Genomic DNA, 13,554 nt, shown 5'->3' on the forward strand with positions numbered 1-13,554 from the left:
CGGACCTAGCCTCGGACCCGTTCACTCGACGAAGGATGGAAGACCACGACATGACCAGTCCACAGACTGCCGCTCGCGCAGCCGACCGCCCCTCCTGGGCAGCCTTAGCCGTCGTCCTCATCGGCGGCTTCATCGCCTTCCTGGACTTCTTCATCGCCAATGTCGCCATCCCGTCCATCCAGAGCGACCTGGGCGCCAGCCCGCCCGAGACACAGCTCGTCATGGTGGGCTACGGCGCCGCCCTCTGCGTGGGACTGATCACCGGCGGGCGGATGGGTGACATCTACGGCCCCCGCCGGATGTTCCTGGTCGGTCTCGCCCTCTTCACCGTCGCGTCGGCGGCGTGCGGATTCGCACCCTCCATCTGGTTCCTCATCGTCGCCCGCGTCATCCAGGGGCTGGCCGCGGCGATGCTGGCCCCGCAGGTGCTCGCCATCGTGAGCCACGTCTACACCGGTGAGGCCAGGGGCCGGGCCTTCAGCGCGTACGGGCTCATGCTGGGCCTGTCCGGTCTGTGCGGGCAGGTCATCGGCGGCGTGCTGATCGCCCTCGACATCGCCGGGCTCGACTGGCGGACCGTCTTCCTGATCAACATCCCGATCGGCCTGGTGATCCTCGCCCTGACACCCCGGACCGTCCCCGACATCCGCACCCAGTCCGGCGTCAGGCTGGACCTGGCGGGCGCCGCGCTGGCCAGCGTGAGCCTCGCCGCCGTGGTGCTGCCGCTGCTGGAGGGCCGGGAGCAGGGCTGGCCGCTGTGGGCGTGGCTGTCGCTGATCGCGGCCGTGCCGTTGTTCGCCCTGCTCATCACCCACCAGCGGCGGCTCGCCGCGAAGAACGCGGCGCCGCTGATCGACCCGGGACTGTTCCGTGAGCGCGGCTTCACCGTCGGCATCACCGCGTACTTCGTCTACTTCATGTCGATGGGCTCCTTCTTCCTGCTGTTCGCGATCTACATGCAGGAAGGCAGGGGCTGGGAACCGCTGTCGTCGGGGCTGCTCTTCACCACGATGAGCGCGGGCTTCTTCGGCTCGTCGTTCCTCGCCGGAAGGATTGCCGCGCGCATCGGCAACCAGGTCATCGCCCTCGGCGCGGGGCTGGTCGCGATCGGCTACGGGACCGTCGGCGTGATCGTCGCGCAGATCGGCGTGGACGGCACCGCCGGCTGGGTCGCCCCCGGTCTGCTGGTCGCCGGCTTCGGCATGGGCCTGGTCGCCGCACCCCTGCCGGGTGCCGCCATGGCCGGGGTCGACCCGAAGCACGCCTCGTCGGCGTCCGGTGTGCTCTCCACGGCGATGGAAGGCGGCGCGGCGCTCGGTGTCTCGCTCGTCGGTCTCGTCTTCTTCGGCACCATCGGGGATTCACCCGCGCTCGACGCGTACCCCAAGGCCTTCTACCTGAGCATCGCCGTCATCGTGGCCTTCCCGGTCATCGTCACCCTGCTCGTCCAGGCGCTGCCGAAGCCGGGCTCGACCGCCCCGGGCACGGCCGCGGGCGAGGTGGACGGAGAAGAAGCCGGCGCGATGGAGCAGCCGGTGCTCTGACTCCGGCCCCCGCGCACAAGGAAGCCGGGCTTCACCACCCGCGACCCGGTGGTGAAGCCCGGTGCTTTCCGGGTCCGGCGGCTACCAGCTGACCGGCAGCGAGTCCAGACCGTGGAACACCGTCTCCTTGCGGAAGAGGGCGTTGACGTCGTCCGTGGCCAGCTTCAGCCCGGGGAAGCGCTCGAAGAGCGACGTGAGCGCGAGCTCCATTTCGAGCCGGGCGAGCGGAGCACCCAGGCAGTAGTGCGGGCCGAGCCCCCACTGGAGATGCGCACTGGTGTCCCGGTGGACGTCGATGCGGCCCGCGTCGGCGAAGACGGACTCGTCGTGGTTGGCGGCCGGGATGGAGATGACCACCGCGTCCCCCTTGTGCACGGCCACCCCGCCGAGCTCCATGTCCTCCAGGGCGACGCGCAGGATGGCGTCCTGGGACAGCGACCAGAACCGCATGGACTCCTCGATGTACCGGGGGACCAGCGCGGCCGGATCGGCCAGCACCTGGGCGCGCAGCCCGGGGTCCTGGAGCAGGCTGAGGACGCTCAGCGCGATCTGGTTGGTGGTGGTCTCGTGGCCCGCCACCAGGACCAGCCTGGCGATGCCCACGATCTCGTCCCGGGTGATCTCGCCCGCGGCCCTCCGGGCGGCGAGCCGGCCCATCAGGTCGTCCCCCGGCTTCCGGAGACCGCGGTCGGCCATGTCCTCCAGGTACCGCGTCATCTCGAGAAACGCCGTGTACGAAGCGGCGGGGTCACCCTGGGAGAGGGCACCGCGCGTCTTCTCCGTGAAGAACTCCGAGTCCTCGTCGGGGACACCGAGCACCCGTGCGATGACGAGCGTCGGCAGCCGCATCGAGAAGACATCATGCAGATCCGCGCGCTGCGGCAACGCCGCCAGCTCGTCCAGCAGTTCGTCGACGAGCCGCTGGATCGCCGGACGCATGGACCGCACCTTGCGGGCGGTGAACTCCGACGCGATCATCCCGCGCAGCCTGCTGTGCTCCGGATCGTCCATGCGGAGGAAGGAGCTCGGGCGGCCCTCCTGGGGCACCTGAAGCCGTGCCGGAGCGCCCGGCGCGAGCTCGTCGGCGCTCAGCCTCGGGTCCTTCAGCGCCTGGTGCACATCGGGATAACGGGTCACCAGCCAGGCGAGCTGGGAGCCCATCGTGCCGGCGGGGATCCGGACAGCGCTGGGCGGCCGCTCCCGCAGTTCGGCCAGAATCCCCGCCGGGCAGCCGGAAGGTGTGCGGGAAAAGGGCCAGTCGAGGACGTCCTCTTGCGTGTCGAGCATTCTCGTACCTCGCTTGTCCAAGTGGGTGACGCGGACCGTGCCTGGTCACCCACTATTCGTGGACATGCTGACGCCCTGCTGACCCCTGTCTGACGCCGGACTGACAGGGGTCAGTCCCTGGGGTCACGGCCCTGGCGCATTCCGTTCGGCGGCCATGGAAAGCCGCCGAGAAAGGCGCGTTCCGGATAGGGGGCGTTCGTTCAGCGCGGCAGTCCGACGTATTCACCCATGGCCGACGCCGCATGATCGAAGAACGCGACGGGATCGGCGGCGACGCCCGCGATATGCCCGTAGACGGCGAAGCCGCTCATGCCGAGCAACTGCGTCCAGGCAATATTCATGCGTGCGATGACGATGTCGGGCAGTCCCGCCGAAATGCTGGATGAAAGGATCTCCACATTGCGCAGCATCGCGTCGTCGAGCGGCGGGGTGAGCGCGTGGTCCCGGAGCGCCCCGGCCTCGACGGCCTCACGGACGATCGCGATGAGCGCCACCGGAGTGCGCCCGCCGGCTTCCATCGTCTCCACCGGGGCGTCGTAGTCCTTCAGCGGCGGCCCCCAGACGAGCGCGAAATGCAGGGGGTTGGCGACGGCCCAGGTGCGCACCCCGCGGCAGACTCCGAGCCACCGCTCCAGGTAGCCACCGCCGCCCTCCTGGGCCTGACGCGCGCCGTGCTCGGCGCTGTCGCCCATCGCGTGGTAGGCGTCGAGGATGATCGCGGTGAGCAGGGCGTCACGGCTGCCGAAACACTCCTTGGCCAGCGCCGGCTCGATGCCCGCCCGGCGCGCCGCGTCCTCGACGGACAGGTCGTCGCCGCCGTGCCGCGACACGACGAGCATCGCCTCCCACTTGATCCGGTCGGCGATCTCGTTCTGTTCTTTTCCAGCACGAACCTCGGACTGCATGAACGGAACCTCTCTGTACCGGTTGCCTGTTGACCTTCCCCACACTTTCAGGACGATCCGTCACTTGTCGATTACGTCCTAGGTAATCAGCGCAGGCCAAACGGCTGTGCGGTCCCGGGAAGCACCGGAACCGCACAGCCGCCCGCACGAGATCGTCCCGGATATCAGGCTTGGGCCGCCGCCAGCCGGTAGAGATGGCGGGTGAAGTCCGACGTGACCGCGAGCGCGTGCTTGTCGATGAAGAAGTGTCCGCCCGAGTACTCGCTGTGCCCCAGGTACTGCGGGCTGCGCGGCACCCATGACGCGAAGGCGTCCTCCTCCTCCATCAGAGGGTCGGACTTGCCGCCGTAGGACACCAGCGGGCAGGGCACGATGGCCCCCTCGTCCACCCGCTGCGCCGCGACCGAGAGGTCGGCCCGCAGCGCCGGGATGACCATCTGCAGCATCTCCGGGTTGTCGTAGATCTCAGCCGGGAACGACCCCAACTTCTTGATCCAGCCGACCAGTTCCTCCTCCGGCATGCCGATGTGCTCCTTGGTCGGGTTGAAGAACCCCGTCGGCGCCCAGCCGGACATCCCCACGAGAAGCGGCCCTCGCACGCCGTCCTCGTGCATGCGGACCGAGAGGTGATAGGCGAGCTGGGCCCCGAGGCAGTGCCCGAAGAAGGCGAACGGCCGGTCGTCGCCCTCGGCGAGCACCGCTTCGTAGACCCCTTCGAGCAACGGCTCCCATTCCGTGTACGCCGTCTCTTCACGGCGCTCCTGACGGCCCGGCAGCGTCACCGCCTGGGCGCCGATGTCGGATGGCAGCAGGTCCGCCCAGTCGCGGTAGATGATCGCCCCGCTGCCCGCGTGCGGGAAGAGGAAGAGCCGCACCTTGGCATCCGGCTCCAACTCGCTTGGCTGGAACCACTGTCCCGCTGCGGACACCTTCTTGACTATGGATTCCTTCACCGATATCCCCTTCTACGAAGTGTCGTACGTGGACCGGCGTGGCTCACCGGCCGGGTCGGTTCCGCAAGGCCGGCAGCACCGTGTCGGCGATCTCCTTCAGCCGGGATTCGGGACGCAGGGACCCCACGCGCAGGATGACGTGGCGGGCACCGGCCCTCACATAGCCCGCGAGCCACTCCGCGCACTCCTCGGCACTGCCCCATGCGTATGCCTGCAGTTCGGACATCTGGTCCAGCGTCCGGCCGTAGTACTGCTGGAGGTAGTGATCCAGCTCTCGGCGGGCCCTTTCCCGGTCGGCGTCGACCGTGATGGTGGCGTACAGCGCCGGGGTGACCGCGTCCACGGGCCGGCCCGCCGCCACCGTCAGCTCCGCGATCCGCTGCCGGGCGCGGCCGTAGGCCGCGGCCGAGGGCAGGAACGGCAGCCAGCCGTCGTAGTGCCGGGCGACCCGCTCAAGGACGCGGGGCGTGTCGGAGCTGGCCAGCCACAGCGGCGGACCGCCCGGCCGGTGCGGTGCCGGCAGCCCGTCGAGGCCGCCGGCCTGCCAACGCCGCCCGGCGAAGTCGGCCGGGGCCCCGTCCTGGGTGCTGCGCCAGGCGGTACGCCACAGCTCCGCCGTCTCGTCGAGGCGTCCCACCCGGCCTTGGAAGGGGACGTCGACGGCGGCGAACTCCGCCTCGGACTCGGGAACGGGGAAGCCCGCGCCCAGCCCGAGGATCAACCGGGACCGGCACACCTGGTCGAGGGCGGCGATCGTGTTGGCCCCCATGAGCGGATGCCGCAGCGCGGCCGTGAGCGCGGCGGTGCCGAGGGTGACCCGGCTGGTCACCGCGCCGGCCGCGGACAGCAGGACGAGCGGATCGAGACGTGGACGGGCGGTCAGCGAGTCGCCCGCCCACACGGAGTCGAACCCGAGATCCTCGGCCCGGCGCGCGTAGTCCAGCAGGGGGGCCGCCGAGAAGTCGCGCTGGATCGCGTGCTCGCGGGTGGGCAGCAGGACACCGATGTCCGGTACCCCGGTGAAGGAACGGTCAGCCATGTCGTACTCCGTTCCGGTCCGGGGAGTGGGGGTTGTCGGCGGACCGGCCGTCGTCCGCCCGGGCGACAGTCGCGAGCAGCTTCTCCCGCACGGCCCGCCGCAGGATCTTCCCCGCGGGGTTGCGCTCCAGTTCGTCCACGAGCTGGAAGGCGACGGGAATCTTGTAGTCGGCCAGCCGCCCGCGCAGGAACAGCAGGAGTTCCCGCGGAGTGACCCGGGCCCCCCGCCGCGGCACCACGCAGGCGTGCACGGCCTCGCCCCACTGAGGGTGCGGCACGGCGACGACGGCCGAGTCGGCCACCGCCGGATGCTCCGCCAGCTGCTGCTCCACCTCGGCCGGATAGATGTTCTGCCCGGCCACGATGATGGTGTCGTTGATCCGGTCGCACAGGAACAGATGCCCCGACTCGTCCAGATAGCCGGCGTCTCCCATGAGCAGCCAGCCGTCGACGAGGGTCTGCCGGGACGCCTCGGGCAGGTTCCAGTACCCGAGCATCGCGGCCGGGGTCCGGACGCAGACCTGTCCGATCCGCCCCGGCTCCAGCTCCGCGCCCTCCTCGTCGATGATCTTCAACTCATTGCCGGGGCACACGAGGCCGGCGGAGCGCAGCACCGGGCTGCCCGGCCGGTGTTCGGCCGGCGGCAGGCACACCGCCACGCTGGCGGTCTCGGTGCTGGCGTAGATCTGCGCGAACTGGCAGCGGAACACCTCCATGCAACGTACGAGCAGGCTCTCGCTGATCGGTGCCCCGCCGTAGGCGATCTTGCGCATCGACCGGAAGGCGGCCGGATCGGCGGTGTCCTCGTCGAGCATCATCTGGAGCATGGCCGGCGCCGCGAAGGTGGTGGTCACACCGTGTTCACGGATGAGGCGGACCGCTTCCTGCGGGATGAACGCGCGCATCACCACATTGGTGAGACCGGCGTTGAAGCCGTGCATGAACCAGCCGATGCCGGCGGTCCCCAGACCTGGCAGCGAGATGAGGCTGACGTCGTCCGGAAGCCAGTCGATCCAGTCCACGCCCGCGGCCGCGAAGCTGTCGGGAAGGGTGAAGAAGCTACGGTGCGGAATGACCGCGCCCTTGGGCTTGCCCGTGGTGCCGCTCGTGTAGATCTGCACCACCGCGTCGTCCGGTCCGGTACCGGGATCGAGGTCGGCCGACGGCATGTCTGTCCACCACTGCCGCAGGCCCGCGCCGGGGTCCTGGATACCGGGCCGGTCGACGGGGACCAGGGTCAACGGGCCCGGCAGACCGGCCCGCGCCCGTTCCACCGACTCCGTGAACTCCACGTCGAAGAAGACGAGTTCGGCGCGGGAGTCCCGCAGGATGTGGTCGACCTCCCCTGCGGTCAGCCGCCAGTTGACCGGCACCAGGACGGCTCCCGCCTTGGCGCAGCCCAGAATGACGGTGTAGTAGTACTCGGACTCGCGGCCGAGGTAGGCCACCCGCGTGCCGCGCCCCACTCCGGCGGCACGCAGCGCATGCGCCACGCGGTTGCTCGTCCCGTGCAGCTCCGCGTAGCTGACCTGCCGGTCCGCACAGCGGATCGCGGTGTGTCCGGCACGACCACGGGCGTGCCTGCGGGACGTAGCGACCAGCGTCCAGTCCCTGGTTACCCTCACATTCTCCTCCGAACACTCGACGGTTCTGTGGGCTCTCGGTCCCGGCTTCGACAGACTCACGGCGCTCATGGGGCCGCCGGTGCGGAGGTGAGCCGGCTGTCGAGGAACTCGGTCACCTCCTGGGGCGAGGGGTGGTCGAAGGTGAGGGTGGCGGGCAGGGCGACCCGGAAGACCGACTCCAGGGACGTACGGAAGTCGAGGGCCATCAGGGAGTCGAGGCCGAGAGCGACGAACTCGGTCGTGAAGTCCACCTCCTCGGCGTCCTCGACGTGCAGCGCGGCCGCGAGGCTCTCCAGCACGGTCCGGCCGATCGCCGTACGGCGCTCGCCCTCCGGCAGGGCGAGCAGCGCGCCCACGTCGAAGCCGTTGTCGTCCCGCGGGCGGTGGCGGACCAGAGCCGAGTAGAGGGCGTTGTCGAGCAGGCTCGGCGCGACGTAGGCGTCCCAGTCGAACGCGCCCGCCAGCCGCTGCACGGCCGACCCGGCCATCAGGCCCTCCAGGACGCGCAGGGCGCGAGCGGGGGAGAAGTACCGTACGCCGCTGCGCTGCAGCTCCCGGCCGAGGTTGTCGTCGAGCCGGGCCGACATGCCGACCCTGGCCCACGCACCCCAATTGACCGCGAGGGCGGGCAGCCCCTGCCGGGCCCGGTAGGCCACCAAGCCGTCCAGGAAGGAGAAGGCGGCCGCGTAGTGGGCCTGGGTGGCGCCACCGAGGACGGCGGCGATCGAGGAGTGCACGAGGAAGAAGTCGAGGTCCGGGAAGTCCAGGCTCAGCTCGTGCAGCAGCCAGCCGCCGTACGCCTGGGCGCGCAACTGGTCATCGATGGCCTCCCAGGTCAGAGCACCGATCAGGGACTTGCCCGCGGCGCCTGCCGCATGCACGATGCCGCCCAGCGGCACGGCGGAGCTCCGGATTTCGGCGGCCACCTCGGCCATGTCCTCGGCAGAGCCGAGGTCCGCCCGGACGATCCGGACCTCGGCGCGCTCCGAAAGGCCCGCGAGCAGTTCCGCGGCCTCCGGGGTCGGCCGGCCGCTGCGGCTGACGAGGACCAGATGCCGCGCTCCCAGGTCGACGAGCTTCTCCGCGGTGACCAGCCCGAGCCCGCCGAGGCCGCCGGACACCAGATAACGGCGGTCCGGCCGGACACCGGCCGGTGCGGTGTGGCGGCGGTCCGGCGCAGGGAGGAGGGACACCACCGCTGTCCCGCGGCGCGCGGCGTCGAGCGCCTCCGCCACCTCGTCGATCCCGTAGACATCACCGGGTGTCTCGGCGGCCCGCGGCTCCCCGGCGCCGGTACCGACCGGTTCCGGCGCGGCCGTGGCCGCGGCGGACGGCACGGTGACGGTCCGCCGCAGTGTGCCCGGGTGACGCACCACGACACGGTCACCGACCGCGAACCCGGCCCGCTCTCCCACCCCGATGACCGTGCCGGTGCATTCGGCACCGGGCACCCCGGTCCCGATCAGGTCGTCGTCGGTCAGCGGGACCAGGTGCACGAGCACCTGGATCTCGTCGCCCGAGGGGGCGATGTCCTGCGCGGGGACCAGCACGGGCCCGGCCGGGCCAGTGGCAGGGGATGCGTCCGGCGCGGTTTCGGGATCCTCGGTGCGGAACGCGAATCCGCCCTCCCACGCCGGGGTGTGCTCACCGGGCAGCAGGCGGCGCACATGGCGTCGCCCACCCCGGTAGGCGACCTGGTACTCGCCGCTGTCCTGGGACCGCCACTCCTCCAGCAGGACGGCGGGGTCGGTGTCGCCCGTCACGTCGACGAGCGTGGCGCGATGCTGCGGGTACTCGTTGAGCAGCACCTGGCCGAAGCCCCACAGTGTCGCCGCCGCCAGCTGTTCACCGGTGCCAGGCCGGTCACCCGGCAGCCACTGCCCTCGCTCGGTGACCAGCCAGAGGCGGGGTGGCCGTGCCGGGTCGGCGCCCGACAACGCGGCCGTCAGCGCCAGCAGTTCCCGGTAGTTGCGCTCGCACTCCGCGCGCAGCCGGCAGGCGGACATCTCCGTGCCGTCCGCCTGCCACAGCCAGCACACATCGCTGACCGAGGCATCACCGAGCGCGACGGTCAGCTCTTCGGCCGAAGCGACGAAGGAAAGCCGCGTGCCGGCCTCGTCGGCGCGCTCCCCGGCCGCGGCCAGCCATCCGCGCCGGTCGCCGAGTACCAGCACATGGCGGGGTGCCGGGTCGGTGCCCGGCCCCACGCCCCGGCGCAACCAGGCCGGCCGGTGCAGGAACGGCGCGGGCGCCGGCGGCCGGTCCTCCCCGGTCTCCGCGGGGGCGGGCAGCAGCCGTACACCGGTCAGCTCGATGACGGGCAGCCCCTCCTCCAGGAGCAGCAGGTCCGCGGTCCGTGAGGTCCTCCCCCGCGCCGTGATCCGCACGACCACGCGCACCTGCCGCCCACGCGGCTTCTTGAACAGCCGTACGCTGCCGAAACCGGCCGGAGTGAACGCGGGGCTGTCCTCGTCCAGTGCCGTCATCGCGAGCAGGGCGCATTCGAGCGCCTCGACGGGAATCTGCTCACCCAGGCACGGTTGCCGTAGCGTGACCTCGGCCGTGCACACCCCGTTCCGGTGCCTGGTCACTCCGGTGAGCAGCCGGAACCTGTCTCCGTAGGCGCGGCCCACCGAGGCGAAGTCGGTGTAGATGTCCGCCGGTCCGGCCTCCTCGCACACCTCACCGGGATCCTCCGCGAGCCGGTCCAGGCCGGACGCGGGCCCCCCGTCCGCGGACTGTCGGGTGAGCGTGGCGGTGGCGAGAGTGATCTCGTCGTCCGTCGGCCCACTGACCACGTCGACGGCCGTGTCCCCGTCCGGCATCGTCCGCAACCGGGTGCGGACCTCCACGAGGGCGTCCTTCGGCAGCACCAGCGGGCTGTGCAGGGTCACATCGCGCACGGTTCCCCGCGTGTGGCCGTACACCGCGTCCTGCGCGGCGAGCAGCATCTCGACGTAGGCGGCCGACGGGACCGTGGCCTCACCGTCGGGCCCCGGGTGGTCGGCCAGGTACTCCGGGTTCCCCGGGCCCAGGACGGTGGTGAAGACCCGTCCGTCCTCGGTGGCCTCCGGCCGTTGCGGATCGCTCAGCACCTCCCGGCCGAGCAGCGGGTGGGCCCCCGGGCCCTGGTTCGCCGCGCCCCTGGCACGCGCGTCCGCGCCCTCGACGGGCAGCCAGTAGCGCTTGCGCTGGAACGCGTAGTCGGGAAGTGCCACACGGGACAGCTCGCGCCCCGTGTGCAGTCCGCGCCAGTCCACCGGGCTGCCGACCGCGTAGAGGTCGGCGAGGCCGCGCAGGGCGGCGTCCTCGCCGCGGTCACGACGGTGCAGGCTGGCCACCCAGTGGTGGTCGGCCGCCGTGAGGCACTGCTTGGCGAGGGCGGTCAGCGTCGCCGAAGGGCCCACCTCGACGAAGCTGTGGCGGCCGCGCTTCTCGATCGCGCGGACACCGTCCATGAAGAGCACGGGCTGCCCGATGTGGGCCACCCAGTACTCGGGCGTCCCTATCTCGCGGTACGTGGCCGGCCTGCCGGTGACATTGGAGACCATCGCGATGGTCGGCTCATGGAAGGTGATGCCGTCCAGCGCCGCCCGGAACTCGTCGAACACCTCGTGCATCAGCGGGGAGTGGAAAGCGTGCGACACGGAGAGCGGTTCGACCCGCAGGCCGCGCTCACGCAACCGCCGGACGAGCTTGTCCAGCGGCTCCCGGGCGCCCGAGACCACGCACTGGCCCGGGGCATTCACCGCTGCCAGAGCGAGGTCCGCCGACTCCGCGAGCAGCGGTTCAACCTCGTCGGCGGAGGCGTACACGGCCGCCATCGAACCGGGCGCCCGTACCGACTGCATCAGCCGGGCACGGGCGGCCACCAGTGTCAGCGCGTCGGGCAGCGTGAACAGTCCGGCCACGGCTCCCGCGACGACCTCGCCGATGCTGTGCCCGATGAGCACGGTGGGACGTACACCCCAGGACATCCACAGCTGGGCAAGCCCGTACTCCAGGGTGAACAGGGCAGGCTGCGTGTACTCGGTGCGGTGGATCAGCTCGGCGTCATCGGCCGTCCCGAGGAGCAGGTCGCGTACGGAGACCGCCAGATGGGGCGTGAGGATCCGGTCGCACTCGTCCACGCAGGCGCGGAACACCGGGAACCTCCGGTAGAGGTCCGCACCCATGCCGCTGCGCTGCGAACCCTGCCCGCTGAACAGGAAGGCCGTCCTGCGCGATGTGGCCGGAGCGAGGGGTTCGTCGACAGCCAGGCGGGCGTCGACGACGGCCTTGAGCCCCTCCAGGTCCCGGACCACCGCGGAAAACCGATGGGAGAAGTGCGCCCGGCCGACGTTGGTGGTGTAGCAGAGACGCTCGACATCCGTGTCCGGATGGTCGGCGAGGAAGCTCCGGTACCGCTCCAGCTGGTCACGGAGCGAAGCGGCGCTCTTGCCGGACACGGTGAAGACCGCCGCCGCCCGCTCGCCCCCGGTCGTCTCCGGTACGGCTGACGACTGCCGCGTCGGCGCCTGTTCCAGGACGACGGCCGAGATGGTGCCCGCGAATCCGAAGCTGTTGACCACCGCGCGCCGGGTCTCCCCGGGCCAGGGCATCCGCTCGGTGGGCACCCGGATCGGATACGTATCCCAGGGGATACGGGCGGAAGGTGTGTTCAGGTTCAGGTGCGGATACACCGTGCCGGAGCGCAGCTGCAGCACCGTCTTGATCACACCGACGACACCGGAGGCGGGCTCCATGTGGCCGAGGTTGGTCTTCGCCGAACCGACCAGAAGCGGCTGTTCCCGGGTGTGAGACCGGCTGAAGACGTCATTGATCGCACCCAGCTCGATCGGGTCGCCGATCGGGGTGCCGGTGCCGTGCGCCTCCACGTACTGGATGTCGCGCGGTTCGAGGCGCGCCGCCTCCAGAGCCCGGCGGATCACCAGCTCCTGTGCCGGGCCGTTGGGCACGGTCAGCCCGGCGCTGTCCCCGTCCTGGCCGATCGCGGTACCGCGGACCAGGGCGAGCACCTGGTCACCGTCCCGCTCGGCGTCGGACAGGCGCTTGAGCACCAGCATCCCGCACCCCTCGGCACGCACGTAGCCGTCGGCCGCGTCGTCGAAGGTCTTGCACTGCCCGTCGGGAGCGAGCATCTGGCCGTGCGAGAACATCACCATGATCCGCGGGTGGTGCAGGGCGTTGACACCCCCGCACAGGGCGATGTCGCACTCGCCCCCGCGCAACCCCTGCACCGCCATGTGCAGCGCGCTCAGCGACGAGGAACAGGCCGTGTCCACGCTGACGCTCGGACCGCGCCACCCGAGGAAGTAGGAGAGTCGGCCCGACAGCGGGAACATGGTGATGCCGGACGCGAGGTGCCCGTCGAGATCCTCGTAGGGCAGTGCGTCGATCTCCAGCGCGTAGTCGATGGAACTCGCCCCGACGTACACGCCACCGTTGCCGCGCCGGAGCGGCGTGGGGTCGATGTTCGCGTTCTCCAGCGCGTGCCAGGCCGTCTCCAGCACCAGACGCTGCTGGGGGTCGATGTACTGCGCTTCCTTGGGCGAGATGTTGAAGAAGGACGCGTCGAACAGGTCGATCCGGTCGAGAAACCCCCCGCCCGCCGTCTGGATCTTACCCTTCTCGTCGGGATCCGAGGGAGTGAACGCGGCAGCGTCCCAGCGGTCCTCGGGAAGGGGCCGAATACCCGACCGGCCCTCCCGCAGGAACGCGTCGAACGCGTCGGGCGACTCGCTCCCGCCCGGGAAGCGCAGTCCCATGCCCACGATGGCGATCGGCTCGTACTTCTCGCGCAACAGGCTCTCGACGGTGTTCCCGGCGGCCTCGTCCGCAAACTCATGCGGCATCCGTGCGCCTCCTGTCCTTGTCCTGGTCGGCGGGCACGGCCAGGTGATCCACGAGCCGGCCCACCGTCGGCTGGTTGAACAGCACCGTCGCGTCGATGGCCACGCCCAGCAGCCCTTCGAGCTCTTTCCTCAGCTCGTTGAGCCGTAGCGAGGTGAGGCCGAGGTCGAAGAAGCTCGTGTCCCGTTCCAGTTCCTCGTCCGCCCCCATCAGCAGGGCCTCCTTGAACCGGCCGGCGACGAGCTCTTCCAGCGCTTCACGCCGCTCGACCCCAGAGAGGCCGCTCAGGTGTCCGTCGGCGTGCAGAGAATCAGCCATCTCCGTCCCACCCCTTCGCGTAGAAGCGGGG

The 13,554-nt window shown here is 70.8% G+C and carries 8 protein-coding genes; 1 reads left to right on the forward strand and 7 read right to left on the reverse strand.

The genetic code is table 11. The features are described 5' to 3' along the window. The first annotated feature begins 50 nt into the window (after positions 1-50). The gene (locus IE272_RS10120) at positions 51-1,544 is read left to right on the forward strand and encodes an MFS transporter (RefSeq protein ID WP_073958271.1); all 1,494 of its coding nucleotides are present in this window, start codon (positions 51-53) and stop codon (positions 1,542-1,544) included. Between the two features lie 81 nt (positions 1,545-1,625). Here IE272_RS10120 and IE272_RS10125 read toward each other — a convergent pair whose 3' ends face one another. The 7 genes from IE272_RS10125 to IE272_RS10155 all read right to left on the reverse strand — a co-directional run bounded on the left by IE272_RS10125 (position 1,626) and on the right by IE272_RS10155 (position 13,523). After that, entirely contained in the window at positions 1,626-2,831 is a 1,206-nt protein-coding gene (locus IE272_RS10125) for a cytochrome P450 (protein WP_190006681.1), read from the reverse strand. Between the two features lie 200 nt (positions 2,832-3,031). Next, on the reverse strand, positions 3,032-3,736 hold the full coding sequence (locus IE272_RS10130) for a TetR/AcrR family transcriptional regulator (RefSeq protein ID WP_050359840.1): 705 nt from the start codon (positions 3,734-3,736) through the stop codon (positions 3,032-3,034). Between the two features lie 164 nt (positions 3,737-3,900). Next, on the reverse strand, positions 3,901-4,689 hold the full coding sequence (locus IE272_RS10135; protein WP_098891041.1) for a thioesterase II family protein: 789 nt from the start codon (positions 4,687-4,689) through the stop codon (positions 3,901-3,903). 43 nt (positions 4,690-4,732) lie between these two features. Then, entirely contained in the window at positions 4,733-5,728 is a 996-nt protein-coding gene (locus IE272_RS10140; protein WP_190006682.1) for an LLM class flavin-dependent oxidoreductase, read from the reverse strand. After that, positions 5,721-7,421 carry a long-chain-fatty-acid--CoA ligase gene (locus tag IE272_RS10145; RefSeq protein ID WP_079044221.1) on the reverse strand — a complete coding sequence of 567 codons (1,701 nt, stop codon included), beginning with the start codon at positions 7,419-7,421 and terminating at the stop codon, positions 5,721-5,723. Before IE272_RS10145 ends, IE272_RS10140 begins: the two co-directional genes overlap by 8 nt. Continuing rightward, a complete protein-coding gene (locus tag IE272_RS10150; protein WP_190006683.1) occupies positions 7,418-13,207 on the reverse strand; it encodes a type I polyketide synthase in 5,790 nt (1,929 codons plus the stop codon). The genes IE272_RS10145 and IE272_RS10150 overlap by 4 nt, the downstream gene beginning before the upstream one ends. Next, positions 13,197-13,523 carry an acyl carrier protein gene (locus tag IE272_RS10155; RefSeq protein ID WP_050359843.1) on the reverse strand — a complete coding sequence of 109 codons (327 nt, stop codon included), beginning with the start codon at positions 13,521-13,523 and terminating at the stop codon, positions 13,197-13,199. Before IE272_RS10155 ends, IE272_RS10150 begins: the two co-directional genes overlap by 11 nt. Between the last annotated feature and the right edge of the window lie 31 nt (positions 13,524-13,554).

Source organism: Streptomyces anulatus, from assembly GCF_014650675.1.
Classification (GTDB): Bacteria; Actinomycetota; Actinomycetes; order Streptomycetales; family Streptomycetaceae; genus Streptomyces; species Streptomyces anulatus.